20 protein-coding genes and 1 pseudogene are annotated in these 18299 nt (G+C 39.8%); 10 read left to right on the top strand and 11 right to left on the bottom strand.

All coding sequences use genetic code 11. From position 1 onward, the window contains the following. Window positions 1–2: 2 nt before the first annotated feature. The 4 genes from cydB to thiD form a co-directional block, all read right to left on the bottom strand. Window positions 3–1016, bottom strand: coding sequence for a cytochrome d ubiquinol oxidase subunit II (gene cydB / locus AC27FM_RS06215; RefSeq protein WP_487086791.1), 1014 nt, complete (start codon window positions 1014–1016; stop codon window positions 3–5). Further along, window positions 1013–2455: a cytochrome ubiquinol oxidase subunit I gene (locus tag AC27FM_RS06210; RefSeq protein WP_487086790.1), complete on the bottom strand. Its 1443-nt coding sequence runs from the start codon at window positions 2453–2455 to the stop codon at window positions 1013–1015. The genes cydB and AC27FM_RS06210 overlap by 4 nt, the downstream gene beginning before the upstream one ends. A gap of 142 nt (window positions 2456–2597) precedes the next feature. Further along, window positions 2598–3683 (bottom strand): hypothetical protein, encoded by a 1086-nt coding sequence (locus AC27FM_RS06205; RefSeq protein ID WP_487086788.1) that lies wholly within the window; start codon window positions 3681–3683, stop codon window positions 2598–2600. Between the two features lie 34 nt (window positions 3684–3717). Then, entirely contained in the window at window positions 3718–4530 is an 813-nt protein-coding gene (gene thiD / locus AC27FM_RS06200) for a bifunctional hydroxymethylpyrimidine kinase/phosphomethylpyrimidine kinase (RefSeq protein WP_487086898.1), read from the bottom strand. Window positions 4531–4665: 135 nt separating this feature from the next. Between thiD and AC27FM_RS06195 the strand changes: the two genes are divergently transcribed. Further along, window positions 4666–5430 carry a MerR family transcriptional regulator gene (locus tag AC27FM_RS06195; RefSeq protein ID WP_487086786.1) on the top strand — a complete coding sequence of 255 codons (765 nt, stop codon included), beginning with the start codon at window positions 4666–4668 and terminating at the stop codon, window positions 5428–5430. 38 nt (window positions 5431–5468) lie between these two features. Here AC27FM_RS06195 and AC27FM_RS06190 read toward each other — a convergent pair whose 3' ends face one another. Then, window positions 5469–6221 (bottom strand): DUF975 family protein, encoded by a 753-nt coding sequence (locus AC27FM_RS06190; RefSeq protein WP_487086784.1) that lies wholly within the window; start codon window positions 6219–6221, stop codon window positions 5469–5471. Window positions 6222–6425: 204 nt separating this feature from the next. Here AC27FM_RS06190 and proC point away from each other — a divergent pair, with 204 nt between their 5' ends. Further along, entirely contained in the window at window positions 6426–7193 is a 768-nt protein-coding gene (gene proC, locus AC27FM_RS06185; RefSeq protein WP_487086782.1) for a pyrroline-5-carboxylate reductase, read from the top strand. Window positions 7194–7199: 6 nt separating this feature from the next. Here the strand turns inward: proC and AC27FM_RS06180 are convergent, their stop codons facing one another. Beyond that, entirely contained in the window at window positions 7200–7790 is a 591-nt protein-coding gene (locus AC27FM_RS06180) for an NAD(P)H-dependent oxidoreductase (protein ID WP_487086780.1), read from the bottom strand. Window positions 7791–7886: 96 nt separating this feature from the next. Between AC27FM_RS06180 and AC27FM_RS06175 the strand changes: the two genes are divergently transcribed. The 3 genes from AC27FM_RS06175 (at window position 7887) to AC27FM_RS06165 (ending at window position 9792) form a co-directional block, all read left to right on the top strand. After that, window positions 7887–8453: a Crp/Fnr family transcriptional regulator gene (locus AC27FM_RS06175; RefSeq protein WP_487086778.1), complete on the top strand. Its 567-nt coding sequence runs from the start codon at window positions 7887–7889 to the stop codon at window positions 8451–8453. A 65-nt stretch (window positions 8454–8518) separates the two neighbouring features. Then, window positions 8519–9109, top strand: a complete 591-nt coding sequence (locus AC27FM_RS06170) for an ECF transporter S component (protein ID WP_487086776.1) — start codon at window positions 8519–8521, stop codon at window positions 9107–9109. Window positions 9110–9123: 14 nt separating this feature from the next. Further along, a complete protein-coding gene (locus tag AC27FM_RS06165; protein WP_487086774.1) occupies window positions 9124–9792 on the top strand; it encodes a type 1 glutamine amidotransferase in 669 nt (222 codons plus the stop codon). A 60-nt stretch (window positions 9793–9852) separates the two neighbouring features. Here the strand turns inward: AC27FM_RS06165 and AC27FM_RS06160 are convergent, their stop codons facing one another. Continuing rightward, window positions 9853–10521: a type 1 glutamine amidotransferase gene (locus AC27FM_RS06160; protein WP_487086772.1), complete on the bottom strand. Its 669-nt coding sequence runs from the start codon at window positions 10519–10521 to the stop codon at window positions 9853–9855. Between the two features lie 13 nt (window positions 10522–10534). Between AC27FM_RS06160 and AC27FM_RS06155 the strand changes: the two are divergent. Next, a pseudogene (locus AC27FM_RS06155) lies at window positions 10535–11902 on the top strand (C1 family peptidase). A 139-nt stretch (window positions 11903–12041) separates the two neighbouring features. Then, window positions 12042–12704: a helix-turn-helix domain-containing protein gene (locus tag AC27FM_RS06150; RefSeq protein WP_487086770.1), complete on the top strand. Its 663-nt coding sequence runs from the start codon at window positions 12042–12044 to the stop codon at window positions 12702–12704. Between the two features lie 44 nt (window positions 12705–12748). On the opposite strand, the gene AC27FM_RS06145 is transcribed toward AC27FM_RS06150, so the two are convergent. From AC27FM_RS06145 to AC27FM_RS06130, 4 genes are all read right to left on the bottom strand, one after another. Beyond that, window positions 12749–13396, bottom strand: coding sequence for an EAL domain-containing protein (locus AC27FM_RS06145; protein WP_487086768.1), 648 nt, complete (start codon window positions 13394–13396; stop codon window positions 12749–12751). A 118-nt stretch (window positions 13397–13514) separates the two neighbouring features. Continuing rightward, window positions 13515–14234 carry a zinc ribbon domain-containing protein gene (locus AC27FM_RS06140; protein WP_487086766.1) on the bottom strand — a complete coding sequence of 240 codons (720 nt, stop codon included), beginning with the start codon at window positions 14232–14234 and terminating at the stop codon, window positions 13515–13517. Window positions 14235–14400: 166 nt separating this feature from the next. After that, window positions 14401–15141: a hypothetical protein gene (locus AC27FM_RS06135; protein ID WP_487086764.1), complete on the bottom strand. Its 741-nt coding sequence runs from the start codon at window positions 15139–15141 to the stop codon at window positions 14401–14403. Window positions 15142–15219: 78 nt separating this feature from the next. After that, complete coding sequence (locus AC27FM_RS06130; protein WP_487086762.1) at window positions 15220–15678, bottom strand: GNAT family N-acetyltransferase; 459 nt, start codon at window positions 15676–15678, stop codon at window positions 15220–15222. A gap of 187 nt (window positions 15679–15865) precedes the next feature. Here AC27FM_RS06130 and rsmG point away from each other — a divergent pair, with 187 nt between their 5' ends. From rsmG to AC27FM_RS06115, 3 genes are all read left to right on the top strand, one after another. After that, the gene (gene rsmG, locus AC27FM_RS06125) at window positions 15866–16591 is read left to right on the top strand and encodes a 16S rRNA (guanine(527)-N(7))-methyltransferase RsmG (protein ID WP_487086760.1); all 726 of its coding nucleotides are present in this window, start codon (window positions 15866–15868) and stop codon (window positions 16589–16591) included. Window positions 16592–16666: 75 nt separating this feature from the next. Next, on the top strand, window positions 16667–17443 hold the full coding sequence (locus AC27FM_RS06120) for a ParA family protein (protein WP_487086758.1): 777 nt from the start codon (window positions 16667–16669) through the stop codon (window positions 17441–17443). Further along, on the top strand, window positions 17424–18296 hold the full coding sequence (locus AC27FM_RS06115; protein WP_487086756.1) for a ParB/RepB/Spo0J family partition protein: 873 nt from the start codon (window positions 17424–17426) through the stop codon (window positions 18294–18296). Before AC27FM_RS06120 ends, AC27FM_RS06115 begins: the two co-directional genes overlap by 20 nt. Window positions 18297–18299 lie beyond the last annotated feature (3 nt).

The following is an 18299-nucleotide window of genomic DNA, read 5'->3' as shown; positions in this document are numbered from 1 at the left end:
GTTTAATATTTCACCGTATTTTCTCTTGGATTTATTCTCTTAGTGAATAGAGTATATGACCAAATAAAGTAGATAGCTACGATCGGTACCAATATAGCGGCTACGATCGTCATAATCGTCAATGTATATTGAGAATTGGCGGCGTCTTTGATCAAGATACTGTGTGCAGGGTTAGTAGCAATCATGACACGTGGGAATAATCCGTTGAAGATAAGGACGATAACCATGCTGAGTGACAAACCACTACCAGCAAAGCTCCAGCCTTCTCTGTTCTTTAATACTCCGTAGTAGCCGAGGAGTGAGAAGAGAACGATCAGTAATGTAATTACGAGTGATGTACCAAATCTCTTAGTAAAGAAGTCTGTTTGCAAGAATACTAAGATTGCAAAGACTACTTCACCAGCAAATAAAATTGGGTAGAGGATCTGGTTGAGTTTTCTTGCACGTTCACGTAGTGGTCCATCCATTCTTAGTCTGATGAAGTTGAGACCATGAACGAGTGATAGAAGTGTCCCGGCAACTCCTCCGACGACTGATAACAAATTAACAACGTCGAGGAACTTAGGGAAGGCATCGCCGTTGGCGTTCATTGGGATACCTTGAACCATACTTAGAAGCATCAAACATAGTAAGAACGGAGCGAGGAAGCTTCCAAGGAAGAATGCCCACATCCAGATATTCTTACCGGCTTTCGTTTCAGCGTGTTTTACGAATTCGAACGACACACCACGAATGATCAAGCCGACTAAAACTAATAGTAAGACGATGTAATAACCTGAGAACAATGAAGCATACATAAGTGGTAAGGATGCGAACATCGCACCACCAGCCGTAACTAACCAAGTTTCGTTTCCATCCCAGTGAGGTCCGATCGAAGTCATAAGAGCTTCACGTTCTTCTAGATCTTTGGCTAGAAAACGAGTAGACATACCTACACCGAAGTCGAACCCTTCCAAGAAGATGAAAATCGCGAATAAAAGTCCGATTAAGATAAACCATAAATTAGCGAGTGTCATTTTACAAAGGCCTCCTTTGCAAATGGATCAACATTTTGTTTTGAGTCTTCCATTTCATAATAAGGTCCGTGATGGAGTGTTTGTCTACAGTACCAGATCATTACTCCACCAAGTAATGTAAAGAGTAAGAAGTATACAATATTACTGAATAATAGACTACCGACAGTAGATGTTGGCGAAACCGCATCTGCGATCGTGAAGAGTCCGTAAACGATCCAAGGATAACGACCGAATTCGGTGATGAACCAACCAGCCGAGTTACCAATAAATGGAACCCAGATCATTAGTCCAACGATAACCATGAACCATTTCTTGTTTTCGATAGTATCTTTCTTCTTACGTGTCCAAATGACACCGAAGAGAGCTACTAGCATGATCAGCAAGTCGATACCTGTCATAACTCTAAAGCTCCAGAATAAAGTCTTAGGTGGGACATAGTAGTCCATATCCTTACCGAATTGCTTGTCGTATTTAGCATGTAATTCCTTGTTGATAGTGTTCATACCTTTTACGGAACCACTAGCCTTGTGATATGTCAGGATACTGAGGACGGTTGGAATATCAACTTGATTAGATGCTGTGTGACTGTCAGCGTCGATCAATTCCACGACCGTCCATGGAGCTGGATCCTTAGTATCTTCATAGATACCTTCAGTGGCGGCGAATTTCATAGGTTGATCCTTGATCATTTGTTGCGTCTGGAAATCACCTGCTCCAGCTGATAGAATAGCAAAGATCAAACTTGTCCAAAGACCGAAGCGTAAAGAAGTCTTGAAGAAATGATTCTCGCGATTCTTCTTACGCAATAGTCCCCAAGCACTCATACCTGCAATTACAGCACCTGCAGTTAGAATGGCAGCTAAGATAACGTGTGGGAAGACTCTCCACAATTGTGGATTAGCAACCACAGCCCCGAAGTCGGTCAATTGAATCCGACCAGTGGCATTGTTGATCTTGAAGCCTGTAGGATGTTGCATGAAACTGTTAGCGGCTAAGATCCAAATAGCGGATAACATAGTACCGATAGCAGTCATCCAAATCATGAATGCGTGAACCCCAGGTTTAAATCTATCCCAGGTAAACATCCAAATACCGATAAAGACAGATTCGATAAAGAATGCTAGTAAAGCTTCAATAGCAAGTGGTGCACCGAATACATCACCCATGAAACGTGAGTATTCAGACCAGTTCATACCAAACTGGAATTCTTGAATAATACCAGTAACAATACCAACAGCAAAACTTAAAAGAAAAATTTTTCCCCAGAATTTTGCCATATCAAGATATACTTTGTCTTTTTTAACTGCGTAGATAGTTTCCATAACAGCAACTAGAACGCCCATCCCGATGGAGAAAGGAACGAAGAAGAAATGGAATACTGTTGTCATAGCGAACTGAAAACGAGCTAAAGAGACAATGCTTAAACCAATACCTAGCATGGTAATAGCCTCCTTAAAACAATATTTATAATCCCTTATTTATACACATTTATCATATGATTACTTAGTGAATTAATCAACAATAAGCCCTTACAATTAGAAAAAAAGTGCCAAAGTCAACTTTTTGACTTTGGCACTTTTTTTAACGACGACTACGACTCTGGTTAGGGTCGTAATTCGAGTAACCATAAGGGTTGTTCCCATTATTGTTGTTAGGATATTGCGGTGCTTGTGGGTTCTGCTGGTTACCAAATTGATTGTCAAAACGATTGTTCATAGAATTATTTTGATTCTGACCGAACTGTCCGTTTTGACGATTGTTTTGATTATTGTTGAACTGATTTCCGCGAGATTGTCCGGAATTATTAGGCATCGGATAATTGTTGGATTGGTTTTGGTTCTGTTGTGGATATTGTGATTGATTGGGGTTCTGATTGTTGCGAGGGTTGAACTGACCATTTGGCATTGGCAGATTATTTTGTGGCATTTGATTTTGACCGTAAGGATTTTGAGGTTGACTCATATTGCCCATCTGATTGTTGTAATTATTAGGCTGACCAAATTGATTATTGCCTTGATTTTGAGGTTGATTCTGTTGCCCACGTGTCCCATAAGCATTGTTTTGGTTAGGTTGAAAATTAGGTTGTGAGTAACCGTTATTCGCCTGATTATTACCCGGTTGCTGATAAGGATTTTGCTGCTGGAATTGTTGTTGTCCATATTGCGGCTGTCCTTGCATAGGGTCTGGTTGCTGGAACTGACCTTGTTGACCGAATTGTTGTTGAAAATTAGGCTGTTGGTTGAAGTTGTTATTCTCGTATTCGTTATTAGCGTCATTCGCTTCATCATCCTCATCTGGTGCAGGATTCATGATTAGATCGACGATACTGATGATCAAGACGATAGCACCGATCACGATGCCGACCCATGACCAAATAACTAGATATTTGGTGTCTGGTAAATTGGAATTGAATAACCCCATTAATCCACCCAAAATCAAAATAACGAAGCTGACAGCATCAGGTACGATACTGTAAGTTCGATTTGTCAAAATATAAATAGCCGCTGCAATAATATAGGTTATGGCTAACAAAATCCCTGCCGCTCCACCGATTTGACCATTACCGACCAAAGCCGCGATGAAATCTTCAAAACCAGCTTTGATTATTAAGATAATTGATAGAATGAGTAGTAATGTTCCAGCAGAAATTTTTGTGATTCTTACCATGAGTTAACCCTCCGATTCATTTAGTGCTTAACTCTTATTTTACATCATCCTTGACAAAATGGTTAATAGGTCCGTATTTGTGACCTACGTCGATTTCATTCTTGATGGCATGATATGTGAATGTCTTAGAGATCCTGATAGCATCTTCAAGTGATTTACCCTTAGCAACTTCAGCGACGATGCTGGATGAGAGTGTGTCACCTGTGCCGTTGACATGTTCTGTCTTGACGAATGGTTCTGAGATCCAGAATGATCCACCATCTTCCATCAGAACAAAGTCTTCAACGTAATCGAGTGAATCATCAGCGTGTTCACCCTTGATCATGATATTTTTAGGACCGAGGTCACGTAATTTATGTGCAGCCTCAACGATATCTTCTTTGGTTTTGAGTTCAATACCAGATAATTTTTGAGCTTCATAGAAGTTTGGTGTGATCAGGTCAGCGAGTGGGAATAATTCGTCGATCAACGTTTGGTAGGCCTCAGCTTCTAGTAACATAGCCCCATGCTTAGTGATGATAACTGGATCTAGGACAAAAGTTCCGAATGGCTTGTCTTTGATCTCTTCAGCAACCGTATGGATTATTTCAGAATCTGACAACATACCGGTTTTAAAAGCTGAGACTTCGAAGTCATCTTTGATATCCTTGATTTGGCTCTTGATGAAGCTCGAAGGCATATTGATACTGTCGTGGATGCCATATGAATTACCAGCTACCGCAGCAGTCAAAACAGACATACCATAAACGCCACGGGCCATAAAAGTTTTAAGATCAGCTTGAGCTCCAGCACTACCATCAGAGTCGGAGCCAGCTATAGTTAATACTTGAATAAAATTGTTCATTATTTCACCCACCTAGTTTTTTTAATAATTTTAACCTTAATCTTAACAGTTAAGTAAAAAAAGTGATATTGATTTGAAAAATTTCTTGAGATTTACGTTACGTCATACTTTATACTTCAATTTGTTGGAGGAGTTATCATGGAATATACAATCAAGCAATTGGCTGATCTGGCAGGGATCAGTACTAGAACGTTACGTTATTATGATCAAATTGATTTACTGAAACCTAAGTATAATAGTAAGAATAATTACAGGATTTATACTGAAAATCAACTGGATCAGTTGCAACGAATTCTCTTTTACAAGGCCTTGGAGTTTCCGTTGAAAAAGATCCAGTCGCTAATGCACGATGACAGTTATTCTGAAATGTCAGCTTTAAAAGAGCAACAGCGATTGTTGCTCCTGAAAAAGCAAGACTTAGATGCCCTTCTGACAACGATCGATCACACTATCAAGAATAAGCAAGGTGAATTAGAAATGACCGACAAAGAGAAGTTTGAAGCATTTAAAAATGCTAAATTAAAAGAGAACGAAGACAAGTTTGGTGCGGAGATCCGTGAAAAATATGGTGAAAAAGAAATTACTCAATCTAATCGGAAGTTCATGAACTTATCAGAGAGGGATCTGCAACGGATGCAAGCAATCGAAGCAGATCTATTCGATAATCTGAAAAAAGTAAACCGGGATGATCTGGACTCGACGTTTGCGCAAAAAGTATACCAAGATCATCGAGATTGGCTGAATTATAGTTGGCCAAGTTACAGTCCTCAAGCCCACCGAGGTCTAGTCGATATGTACTTAGCTGACGAACGTTTCGCTGAATACTATAACGATAGAGCGGGTGAGCCGATCATCCAGCTCTTACGTGACGTGGTGTATCACTATACGGAACCTCAAAAATAACCCAACTGAAAAAACTTAGATCTCAGTCTAAGTTTTTTTTATTGGATCAATTCAGGATTTTGTTCCGCTAAGTCCTGATAAAAATTAGCCAACGTCAACGAAAAGTATGGGTAGAACCACAACATGTAAAGCGCTAGTAACAAGGTACTGACTATCGTCGAGAAGGGACCAAAGAGGCTACCGATAGAGGCAATGATACCAGATAAGAACCACCAGCCGATAAAGCTCAATTGGAGCACAAAGTAGCGCCATTTATTACCATTCATCAATTGACGGCTGATAGTGATAGCATCGGTTAAAGAATGTTTATCGCCCAAACCTTTGTCATTCAAATCCTTGTAGACGAAGTATGTTTGAGAATAGGCTATTGATTTGATGATTCCTGGTATCACTAATAATATCGACCATAATAAGGTGAAGATGCTCATTAATAAGTATGTGAGAATCAGTTTCCACCAATCAGGGCTCCTGAAGTAATTGAAGTTACTTCGTAATGGATTAAAGTTTTCATCAGGATCACGTAACCAGTCTAGACCTTTGAAGTCAGCTGACTGTCTGATCAACAAGAAGACCATCCCTAAAATAAGATTGACGATCAGGGATACAGATATAGCCTTTATGATGTAAAACTGATCAAAGGTCCCAATATCAGGGATGTGACGACTGGCAGAACCAGTAAATATGATGATGAACATTGGAATCATATACAATAATGAAGCTTGTTTACGATTATTATGTAGAATATCTTTTACCGTGCGTTTCAATTCATACCTAGAACGGTAGTTTTTCATTAGCAGATCCCCCTTGTAATTAGATATACATTTAGCATATCTTAACCAGTAGGAATTATCACTGAAAATATAATGTTATTAACGATTCGTTACGTATATATGTTGTATATTGATATTTATGAGATTAATTTTCTATTTCTTGTGAATTTGTATAGAATATAAAGCATAATAGAAAGAAAATAAGGCTGAAAAGGGGTAGAAGATATGATTGGATTTATTGGTGCTGGTAGTATCGGTGGTGCCGTGATCACAGGTTTGGTGAAGAATGGCTATAATGAAGAAGAAATCATCGTTAAGGGCGGAAAAACGAGTCGGACTAATGATCTGCAAGAACATCTAGGATTTAAGTTGGTACAGAAGATCAAACAAATGGAAGATGCGGATCCAATCTTCATCGCTGTGGGTGCCAATGCGTTGGATAGCGTTCTGGCAGAATTGAAGGCAATTAGTGAGGGTAAGCTCGTTATTGCGTTCACAGGTAGTGCTACGATCACTAAGCTCAGACAGGCACTTCCCGATGCCAAAGTCGCACATGCTATCCCTAATACGCCGGTCAAAGTGGGTGCCGGTTTCACAGGTATCACTTATTCAGAGAAATTCACGGATGACGATAAGAAAAAAGTCGCATCTGTCCTGGGATACACGGGGCAATTGGTGGAAGTTCCAGAATCACAGCTGGGGATCTTAGGTACAGTTGCTGGTTGTAGTCCAGCTTTCTTAGACTTATTTATTGAAGCTTTAAGTGACGCTGGAGTTAAACATGGATTGAACCGTAAACTATCCTATGAGGCCGCAATTGGTATGGCATTGGGTGCAAGTAAACTGGCGATGCAGTCAGACTTGAATCCGTCAGCCTTAAAGGATGAAGTTACCTCACCGGGTGGTTCAACTATCAGAGGTGTGGCAGCATTGGAAGAATATGGATTACGTAACGCCGTTATAAAAGCTGTCGATGCAGCAGAAGGCGAATAATAGGAATTAAAGTCTGAAGTCACGTAACAATTGTTCACGTTTGGCGGCAGACTTTTTTTCTATACCACTGATGTTAGTCCACTTGAATTTTTTGAGTTGGGTTTTTAAAAAAGTTCCTCGGAATAACATTTTTGTGATCGGGGAGCCAAAGATGAGACGGTAGATCCAATTAGGAGTGCTCATGGTCGTGATGACTCTGATCTTTGGTTGACGGGTGAGGTTGTTTTTCATAGAACCACCTTGAAAGAGAATGTTTTTAGCATATACTTTGTCGATGAAGCCTTTAGTCATCGCTGGCATGACCTCCCACCAGATCGGAAACATAAAAATGATCTGGTCGGCAGATTTTAATCGTCTTTGGTAATCTTCCACCTGTTCGTTGATAGGGATGCCACGGCGCCAGTTAGTTAAATCGTGCGCTGACATCGTAGGGTCGAACTGATCAGCGTGTAAGTCGATCAAGTCTACCTCGTCTTCTGGAGTAGATAATTGCTTCATGACCTGTTTGAGTAGGGCAGCTAAAAATGAACGATGATGGGGAATGTTTTCCGATGCGCTAGCAGTATAGGGATGGTCAAAAATAATTACAGTTTTCATAGATTGTTACCTCGCTTAATTGATGAGCTCATTCTATGAAAATTTTTCAGAGGTAGCATTAACAATTGTTAATTTGATAATGGAAGTGACGGGATAGTGCAAAAAGAATTGTCGGCTTACTTGAAAAACAAATTTCCTGAATTGGCTGAACACTGGTCTGAAATAGGTCCATTGTTTGTTTTGGATAGCTACCCGAAGGGTGGGATACTACTGAGAGAGGGGAATGTCGCGACAGAAATATATATCGTCGTCACTGGGGCGTTACGACTCTGGCATAACGATGAAACTAAAGATATAACGTTGCAATTTTTCTTTGAAAATCAGATGGTTTCTTCATTTGAGAGTTTTTATTTAGGCAGACCCAGTGGTTTTTCGATCGAGAGCATCGAAGATACTGAGGTCTTGAAGATCAGTAAGGCTGATTTCGATCAAATCAGGACTAGATATCCGTCTATGGAAGCATCGATCACCGCCTTTATTTGCGAACGTTTCATTGAATATCGAAATATATTTTTCTCACAGATTCAACACTCGCCAGAGGAACGTTATCAAGAACTGGTGAGTGACAATCCAGAATTAGTCGAGCGAGTGCCGTTACACTTTGTGGCTTCATACTTGGGCATCACACCAGTATCATTAAGTAGGATTCGTCAACGAAACTAGACTAAGCTTTGATAAGTTCTGAATAATCAGCTAAAATTAAAGAAATGATTTTGAGGGAGACATAAATGCAAAGAAGAAAAGCCTATCGCATAGCTATTCTTGGTATTTTAATGGCAATTATTTTTGTGCAATCACTAGTGCCATTTTTGGGATTCATTCCTACGGGATTTATTAATATAACAATTATCCATATAACTGTAATTGTGGCAGCGATTGTTTTAGGCCCTAAAAATGGCGCCATCGTAGGCCTAGTTTGGGGATTAGGGACTATGGTGCGTGCTTTTACTAGCCCAACGTCGATCATCGATACGACCGTCTTTACTAATCCAGTAGTGGCAATTTTGCCACGGATCATCGTCGGTATCGTTGCTGGATATATTTATTTGGCTCTGAAAAATCACTTCAAAAGAAGAGTCATCGCGATGGGAATCGCTTCAGCCGCAGGTTCACTGACTAACACCATACTAGTATTAGGCTTGATGAGGCTGATGTATGCCAGTGCGCTTTCACAAGCCTATACTACACAGACTGACTTGTTGAATAAATTATTATTGGTGATCGTCGGAACGAATGGAGTTCCCGAAATGATCGCGGCGATTATAATTGCTCCAGCTATTTCGGCTGCTATTTTGAAAGCTAATAAATTCTTAGATTAAGAGGATAGATTATTATGAGAATAAATATTTTACAACATACCCCGAATGAAGGCCCCGGTTCGATCAAAGATTGGGCGCATTTGCACGGTCATGAAGTCTACGTCTATCATCCTTATGCCTTCAATGGAATATTACCCAGTGCAGATGAGACCGACATGCTGGTGATTTTAGGTGGTCCGATGAGCCCTAATGATGACTTAGATTGGATCAAGAACGAACGAAAATTGATCAAGCAATTGCTAGATGAGAATAAACCCATGTTTGGCGCTTGTTACGGTGCGCAACAGATTACCAAGACTTTGGGTTATCCAGTCAGTAAGGCTCCTGCTAAAGAAGTGGGCTGGGCGCCAGTTTACTTACAAACTGATACGATTTCAGAACTTCCTGACGAGTTAGTAGCATTGCACTGGCATGAAGAAATGTTCGACATCCCCGATGATGCGGAGTTACTCTTCTCCAGTGATTTGGTAAGAAATCAAGGTTTTGTCATGAACCATCGAATCGTGGGTCTGCAATTTCACTTTGAACCGCAAACTGATGATGTCAAAGAGATTGTAATCAATGACGGTCAGTATACGATTGGCTCGCAAATACACCAAACTCCTGCTGAAATTATCAGTCATTCAGTGCCTGCAGAAAATAAAGACGTTATGTTCAAGTTGTTGGATTATATTACAGAATAATAAGCTTTACGTACAAAAATAGCCTCGCGATAGAATAAAATTCTATTGCAGAGGCTTTTTTTAAATCGTAGCCATACGTTCCTGATAAGAAGCAACAATCTTATCAGCAATCGCACGAGCAATATTTTCATTTTTTAAGATAGGACCGTGGGAATAACTACCGATCGTATTCTTATAACGCATACCTTCGACCCCTTCTTCAGGGTTATTACCGTAACCTTCGATCATTTTACCAAATGGTTTCAGCATTTCTTTGTCATCGAAGTAAGTTCGACCAGAATGATTTTCAAAGGCACGAACTTTGCCCCATTCAGTCTCGTATTCGGTGTCGCCGATCATACGACTATCTGCTTTGAAAATAGTGTGGAACGGAAGGATATTCAATCCCTGGATGGTCTCGCCACCGGAAGTCTCGTAGTATTCACCCAGGAATTGGTAACCGCCACAGATGCAGAGCATGGGTTTGTTGGCATTGATGTATTTGTCGATCGTATCTTTGTGACGAACAAGGTCTTTAGCTACAACGGACTGTTCGAAGTCTTGACCACCACCCCAAAAGACGAAGTCATAATCAAAGGCGTTGAAGTCATCTCCGAGACTAATATTGTCAACTTGAGTTTCGTAACCTTTTTCTTTGAGCAAGAAGGCGAGTATCTTCACGTCACCACTGTCTCCGTATGTATTCATTAAATCTTCATATAAGTAAGCAATTTTGATTGTTTCAGGCATAATTTTCTCCAATGTGATTATAACTATTGTAATATATTTAGTTAATGAGGTGATTGAGTTGACTAAAGAAATTAACAAAAAGATTCTAGCAGATTTTCGCAATAACTTAAATCAAGACGTTTCGAACAATGTTTTGAAAAATGCGGTGGCACAAGTAGGAATTTTTCAAGCTGCTCTAAATATTGATGCTAAGAGCAAGCTGAATCCGACCTTTAATATCGAAGTACCCAGTGGTAAGGTCTCGAATCAGAAGCGTTCGGGACGTTGCTGGCTATTTTCTTCATTGACGAATTTACGAACGGAATTCGCTTTGAGATACAAGGTACAAGATTTTGAATTATCCCAAAATTATATCTCATTTTGGGATCGTTTGGAAAAGGCTAATTATTTTTATCAAGGTATTTTGGAGACAGCAGCACTTCCGATCACGGATCGAAAAGTAAATTCACTATTCAGCCATCCGACCGGTGATGGTGGATTTTAGCAGTATGCGGCAGATTTGATCAAAAAATACGGTGTCGTTCCAGCTTACGCAATGCCGGAAACAGCCGTGTCGAATAATACAGCTGAATTCAATGCTACAACGGGCATCATGTTGCGCAAGAACGGGATCGAATTGCGTAAGATGGTCAATGAAGGTAAGTCAGAAGACGAGATCGACCAGAGGATCGAAGACATGCTTTCGGACTTTTACCGAATCTGTGTTTATTCGTTTGGACAGCCACCAGTGGAGTTTGAATTAGCGATTCGGACTGATGATGGCAAGTTGATCGAACAGCCAAATTTGACACCTAAGTCATTCTTCCAACAATATTTCACCACGGATCTGAATGATTACGTCGATGTTGTCAACGCCCCACAAGATTCCAAGGAGTACGGTAAATTATACACGATCGATACTGAAGGCAATGTAGTCGGAGGTACAAAGACTATATTCTTGAATTTGCCGATGGCACGCCTGAAAGAAATCAGTATCGCACAACTACAATCCAACGAGACAATCTGGTTTGGTAATGACGTTGGTAAGCAGTCTCAACGAACTCAAGGGATGTTATCTGGCAATCTGTATCAAGTCGATCAGTTATTTGGTATCGACACGAAGATGAGCCGTGGTGAGGCACTGGATTACAAAGAAGCCAGCATTTCACATGCTATGACGCTGACGGGTGTCAATCTAGTGAAGGGACAACCTAATCGCTGGAAGGTCGAAAATTCGTGGGGTGAAGCCAATGGTGACAAAGGTTACTTCATGATGGACGATGCTTGGTTCAACGACAACGTGTATGATGTGGTAGTCCATAAAAAATATTTAACTGATGATGAGTTACAAATGTTAGATCAAGAACCTATTCTATTGCCAGCATGGGATTCGATAGGTTAAGCGAAATGGTATTGGGAGTATTCCAATACCATTTTTATCGTTATAACGATAAAAAACGATTTGTTTTACAGATAGGCAAAGTTTTTCCACTGTCTTAGCTCTAGTTATACGATATACTGCCTTTAAGGGAGTGAGGCTAGTGGAGCTAGGGGAGATACTAAAGGCCAAACGGCTTGAAATGGATCTGACTCAAGATGAATTGTCAGAGTTGATTTTTGTTTCCAAACGGACGATCACTAACTGGGAAAATAACCGGACGTATCCAGATATTGAGAACTTACTGCAATTGTCCAAACTGTATCAGATCAGTCTGGATGAATTGCTGAACAGTGATGCTCGCGTAGTCCAAAGAATGGACCATCGGATGCACCACTTCAACTTATTGGTATCATTACTGACAATGGTAAGTGTGCTATTAGCCGTTGTCTTGATCGGAGGAGGTCAGGTCATGAATATAGGGATGTTAGTATTGAGTGCAGCCGTGTTTTATTTCGTCATCAAATATGCGACTCGTAATGCCATCATCGAGGCCAAGGTGAGAGAGAAACCACTGTCTAAGCAGATCAAGGTCGATGATCTGTATAATGAAATGTTCCAGATCTGGAATGACTTCGATGCCAAGATCAAGAAGTCCAAGGATATGACTAAGGAAACAAAAAAGGACTACTTGGCTAGGTCAAAACAAATTCAAGATGAAGCGACGGATATTGATCTACTAGAAGAGGATGTCAATGAGCAATATAAAAAAATGCTTCAGATGAAACAAAAACTATTAGTCTTGATCGAGGAAGTAGAAGAATAGCCCCATAATCGGAAGACGATTACAGGGCTATTTTTATGCTATATTCAAATCAATGCCGGCTTACCATATAAGTAACCTTGTTGGATATTGATACCGAATTTTTTAGCTAGGATTTGATCAGCTTGATCTTCAACACCTTCTAGGATCAACTCTAAGTGATGTTTTTCAGCGAGGTGAGCCCAAAATTCTAGGCAGTGAGGGATCTTGTCAGCGTCCCCATTCATCCGTAAATTCTGCATGGCAAACTTGATCTGGTCGACATAAGGGAGCAATGTTTGTACATTATCATAAGTGTTAGTGCCAGTGCCCACATCATCGAAGACGACTTCGATATTATACAGATGTAAGAGTGAACTGACTTCTTTCATTTTGTCCAAAGTAGGAGCTTCAGTTAATTCGATCATTAATGGTACGGGATTGATACGCTTCTTTAGCTGAACGATCGCATTCAAAGTAAGCGGATCATTCAATTGCTTGCAGTTCAAATTCAACGCCAGTGCAATATCTTGTACAGCCGCATTTAGTTTGATAGCTATTTGTTCCAACAGCTTAGCTTGTTGGTCGATCGAAACAGCCGTGAAGTCCTTTGGCAGGTTCCATGAACCACTTTCGTCGGTTCTAAGCAAGAGCTCGTATCCAAAGATAGAATTATTTTCTTCATTTACTTGAGGTTGAGCAAAGAATCGGTACATAAGCGCATCTCCCGTAAGTTTGATTAAAATTATCAAAAAATAATTACACATTCATTTTAAAACAATTGCAATGGTATATACAAACGAAATTACTTATTTCACGGTATTTTTAGCCAATTTAAGGACTAGGGGTATATTTCATCGTTACTTCTACCTCAGTCAAGTCTGATTCACCAGAAACAGGGACGGTCACACGCTCAGTTTTTTGAATTTTACTCGATTTACTACCGATATCGACCGAATATAGACCGGGGATGTCTTTTTGTAAGTAATATTCACCATTTTGATTCTTCGCTTTGACGCTTTTTCCAGCTATTTTAAAAACTGGTTTATTGACATTAGTCTCAACGATTATTTTACGTCTTTTCAGTGCGATCTTATACTTGGGGAATATCCCAAAATATCTGCCGACTTTGATAACTTCAAAGTTGCTATAAGTGCTTTCATGTTCAATGATAGTTCTGATCTGGGCGGTGATATTGGTCTGTTTGGTAACTAATTTTTTTAAGGGTATCAGTTCACCTGGAGAAATATTGTTTCCGTCAGGGGTAACGGTCGCACTGGCCATCTTTTTGGTCACGCCGCTAGTTATATTGTCCGACAGATGGTCGAGTTGACGGTCTTTACTGTAATACCACGAACCCCAAAAGTAACCAGCACTCAGTAATAGCACTGCCAGAGTGATAGGTAGTTTGAGTGATCGTTTCTTAGTATTAGGTTCTGCGTCGGACTTTTTCAAGCGTTTGATCCAGTTTGTGCTAAACAGTTGCTTAATTTTCGTTATTATATTAGTAAAAATTTTTTTCGCAAAATCTTTGACATCTTTTTTTGTTGTCATGTTTATATCTCCCTGATAAAAATAAAATCCACTAATTATTGAGAGTAGAAACAGTGGCTATTTTATCGGTAACCCCAGTTTCTCATGATAATTTTTAGCTCCTTTGATGTCGATTGTCGAATTATTTGCCGCAAAAAAAAAGATACCCATAGGCATCTTTTTTAAACTATTTAAAACTGCTTTCTTCTCGTTCACGTTTTTGCGGAGCAGTATCTTTTAAGACACTCATCTTGAGCAGTGCAATAGCAGTTAGACCGATTGAAGCTAAGAGCCCCATGTAGAAGCCAGTATCGATCATGTTCTTGATGATCACATTACTACCACTAGCGATGTAGGCGATGATATAAAAGGCCGCTGGTACAATAGAACAAATTAGCAAAATAGAGTTATTGTGTTTTCTAAATAACTGGGCAACGGCGCCGATGAAAGCAAAGATGATCGTGATCAGAATCGCATATTTACCATACTGAATGTACTTATCTGGCGTACTAGATTTCGTCAATAGAATACCAATATCAAATAAAGTCATTCCACTCTTGTGTTGTAATGAACCTATCGATGCCATCATGTTGCTGTCTAAATTTAGTTTATTGACGGTTGAATCAAGCGTTAAGACGGGTAGTCGGAAGATCGATAGCATATTTAGAATAAAGGCGATACCTTCCATAACGAAGAAGTCCTTAGTCGTAACGACGGACTTGTCTAATCTGTTGAGACCGGTAACTTCGGCTAGATAGTCGTTTGAAGGCACTTTTCCACCTTGGCTCTTGCTAAAGATCGTGCCTAAGATGACCAATTCTATAACGATAGCGGCGATACCGATATATGTGTTGATGATACAAAAAAGTATCGCAATGATGATGTAGATTGCTATCAGAACTGGATTATTTTTAATGAATTTTGACATTTTTTTACTATTCCCCCTCAAGGATACAATAGTAATAGTATCAAAAAAGAACACTGCTGTGCTCTTAAGTCTAAAAATTTAATTATTCTTTTCGATCAGCATATCCAAATGAGGGATATCATCTTCTAAATAAACGTCAGAGATTGCTTTGAAACCAAAGCTGGCGTAGAAATCCTGCAAGTAAGATTGTGCTTGAATCTGGATATTTTTCTTGGGGAATTTTTGTTCGATCTCGGCTAGCTTTGCGTCGATTAATTCACGGGCATACCCCTGCTTACGATATTCATTGACAACTAGTACACGTCCAAAAGTCACATGGTCACCTTTGTCCATGATCCGAGCATAAGCTGCTAGATCTTTAGTATCGTCGGAATCTTTTGATAATAAGCAGACGTGGATCGCTTGATAATCATCGTCATCAACTTCTTGATAGGGACATTTTTGTTCGACTACGAAGACTTTTACCCGAGCTTTCATAATGTCGATCACTTCGTTAGTTGACAATTCGTTCGTTGTTTTGATCATGATATTAGCCATTGATTTACCTCATTTATACAAAATATGATTTTTTTAAGATAGCGAATATAATAAAACTTTTTTGTTGCAAAAGCAACATAATTTGAACTGAGTTGTTTCTAAATGGATAACTCATCATTGAATTAAGCACTATAATAATATAGGATTAAATAGTGTGAAACATGTGTTTCACGAGTGGAGGGTATAAATGAAACCAGAAGAATTTTATCAGGCTTTGGCCGCAAAAGGTATTGAATTGAACGATGTTCAGAAGCAACAATTTGAGATATATTTCAACGAATTGGTTGAAACTAATAAAGTTATGAACCTGACTTCGATCACCGAACAAGACCAAGTTTATTTGAAGCATTTCTACGACTCCTTGGTTTTGGATTTTGTTGATAATAAGCTGTTGACTGAAGAATTAACGCTCTGTGATGTTGGTTCTGGAGCTGGATTCCCATCGATTCCATTGAAAATCGTCAACCCTAAACTAAAAATAACTATCGTTGATTCATTGAATAAGCGCATCAAATTTTTGGACGGACTAGTCAGCAAGTTGAATCTGGACGATGTGACTTTGGTGCATGGACGTGCTGAAGAGGTCGGCAAGAACAAATCATATCGCGAAAAATTCGATCTTGTAACGGCTAGAGCCGTTGCAGCCTTGAATGTTTTGACCGAGCTATGTCTACCATTATCAAAGGTGGGCGGAACTTTCATCGCTATGAAATCAGAAAAGGCTCCTGAAGAATTGGATAACGCTGAATATTCGATAAAAGTTCTCGGTGGACAGGTCACTGACCAAAAGTCATTCGAGTTACCTAACGCTGAAGGTGTTAGGAATTTTATTTTCATCGATAAAATCAAGTCGACACCCGCCAAGTATCCTAGAAAGCCGGGAACTCCAAACAAAAAGCCACTCGTGAAATAATCAAATGACCTTAAATTAACTACTATTAAATGTTAAAATTTAATGTATGTATTTTGCAAAGAATAGGGGAATAAAATGGCACGAAAAATATCCGTTGCGAACCAAAAGGGTGGTGTAGGTAAAACAACTACGACTATCAATCTTGGTGCGTGCTTAACTGACTTAGGTCAAAGAGTCTTGATAGTAGATATTGATCCACAAGGCAACGCTACAAGTGGTTTGGGTATTAAAAAAGCCAATGTAGAAAAAGATATTTATGATGTCTTAGTGAACGAATATCCACTGACCAAGACGATCATTCATTCAAAACATAAAAATCTTGATATTGTTCCAGCTACGATCCAATTGGCTGGTGCTGAAATGGAACTAACTACGATGATGGCACGTGAGACGAGGTTACGTGCTGGATTGGAAGAGGTAGATGACAAATACGACATCATCTTAGTTGATTGCCCGCCATCTTTGGGCCAACTGTCTACTAATGCTTTCACTGCGAGTGATTCGATCATCATTCCAGTCCAAAGTGAATATTACGCCTTAGAGGGATTGAGCCAATTGTTGAATACGATCCGCTTAGTCCAAAAACACTTCAATAATAACTTGGCGATCGAAGGTGTACTGCTGACGATGTTGGATGCCAGAACTAACTTGGGTGCGCAAGTGGTCGAGGAAGTTAAATCGTACTTTGGGGATAAGGTTTATAAGGCAATTGTTCCACGCAATACACGATTAGCTGAGGCGCCTAGTTATGGTCTACCGATCGTAGACTTCGATGACAAGTCTCGTGGTGCCGAAGCATACTGTGATCTTGCCAAGGAGGTGTTGAAGCGTAATGGCATCAAACAAAAATAAAAAAGGTTTGGGTAAGGGTATCGATGCGATCTTTTCTGAATTTGAAGCGATCGATGAGAATAGTGAGACAGTCGTAGACCTGTCACTTGATGATATCCGTCCTAATCCATACCAACCGAGAAAGACTTTTGATGAGCACGCTTTGAATGAGTTGGCTCGATCGATCCAACAAAACGGCGTTTTCCAACCGATCATTGTTCGTGAAAGCGTCAATGGTTTCGAGATAATCGCTGGTGAACGTCGATTCCGTGCTAGTAAAATCGCTAAGCAGACGACGATACCGGCTATTGTACGTCCACTTAGTGAGTCAGGCATGATGGAGATCGCGGTATTAGAGAATTTACAACGTGAAGATCTGACACCGCTGGAAGAAGCAGACGCATATCAAACTTTGATTTCTAAGTTGAACTTGACGCAGGAACAAGTTTCGCAGCGCTTAGGCAAGAGTCGACCATATATCGCCAATTACTTGAGATTGCTGAATCTACCCGATGCAACCAAAAAACTCGTCCAAAATGGTGATCTGTCAATGGGACAGGCTAGAACATTACTGAGTTTGAAGGACAAAGAGCAGATCGACAAACTAGCCAAGCGAGCAGTCAGTGAAGACTTAACTGTTCGTCAATTGGAACAACTAGCGACTGAAACTAAACATGACATCAAGAAAAAGAAAAAAGTTTCAAAATCTAAATCACCTTATATCCGAGCAACTGAAGAAAGATTAGTCGAAAAATTCGATACCTCCGTAGCGGTCAAAGAAACTCGTAGTGGTCACGGTAAACTAGAGATCGACTTCACTAATACTGAAGATCTCAATCGAATCTTGGACATCTTAGGAATAAAATTAGATTAGAGG

This window comes from Companilactobacillus sp. y65-5, assembly GCF_057541095.1.
This window is presented reverse-complemented; position numbering and strand designations above follow the sequence as displayed.

Excerpts from the sequence above, each read along its gene's own strand:
- AC27FM_RS06120 (WP_487086758.1), top strand. The coding sequence starts at position 16,667 with ATGGCACGAAAAATATCCGTTGCGAACCAAAAGGGTGGTGTAGGTAAA.
- AC27FM_RS06195 (WP_487086786.1), top strand. The coding sequence starts at position 4,666 with ATGGAATATACAATCAAGCAATTGGCTGATCTGGCAGGGATCAGTACT.
- AC27FM_RS06205 (WP_487086788.1), bottom strand. The coding sequence starts at position 3,683 with ATGGTAAGAATCACAAAAATTTCTGCTGGAACATTACTACTCATTCTA.
- AC27FM_RS06210 (WP_487086790.1), bottom strand. The coding sequence starts at position 2,455 with ATGCTAGGTATTGGTTTAAGCATTGTCTCTTTAGCTCGTTTTCAGTTC.
- AC27FM_RS06165 (WP_487086774.1), top strand. The coding sequence starts at position 9,124 with ATGAGAATAAATATTTTACAACATACCCCGAATGAAGGCCCCGGTTCG.
- AC27FM_RS06170 (WP_487086776.1), top strand. The coding sequence starts at position 8,519 with ATGCAAAGAAGAAAAGCCTATCGCATAGCTATTCTTGGTATTTTAATG.
- AC27FM_RS06180 (WP_487086780.1), bottom strand. The coding sequence starts at position 7,790 with ATGAAAACTGTAATTATTTTTGACCATCCCTATACTGCTAGCGCATCG.
- rsmG (WP_487086760.1), top strand. The coding sequence starts at position 15,866 with ATGAAACCAGAAGAATTTTATCAGGCTTTGGCCGCAAAAGGTATTGAA.
- AC27FM_RS06130 (WP_487086762.1), bottom strand. The coding sequence starts at position 15,678 with ATGGCTAATATCATGATCAAAACAACGAACGAATTGTCAACTAACGAA.
- cydB (WP_487086791.1), bottom strand. The coding sequence starts at position 1,016 with ATGACACTCGCTAATTTATGGTTTATCTTAATCGGACTTTTATTCGCG.
- AC27FM_RS06115 (WP_487086756.1), top strand. The coding sequence starts at position 17,424 with ATGGCATCAAACAAAAATAAAAAAGGTTTGGGTAAGGGTATCGATGCG.
- AC27FM_RS06140 (WP_487086766.1), bottom strand. The coding sequence starts at position 14,234 with ATGACAACAAAAAAAGATGTCAAAGATTTTGCGAAAAAAATTTTTACT.
- AC27FM_RS06160 (WP_487086772.1), bottom strand. The coding sequence starts at position 10,521 with ATGCCTGAAACAATCAAAATTGCTTACTTATATGAAGATTTAATGAAT.
- proC (WP_487086782.1), top strand. The coding sequence starts at position 6,426 with ATGATTGGATTTATTGGTGCTGGTAGTATCGGTGGTGCCGTGATCACA.
- AC27FM_RS06135 (WP_487086764.1), bottom strand. The coding sequence starts at position 15,141 with ATGTCAAAATTCATTAAAAATAATCCAGTTCTGATAGCAATCTACATC.
- AC27FM_RS06190 (WP_487086784.1), bottom strand. The coding sequence starts at position 6,221 with ATGAAAAACTACCGTTCTAGGTATGAATTGAAACGCACGGTAAAAGAT.
- AC27FM_RS06145 (WP_487086768.1), bottom strand. The coding sequence starts at position 13,396 with ATGTACCGATTCTTTGCTCAACCTCAAGTAAATGAAGAAAATAATTCT.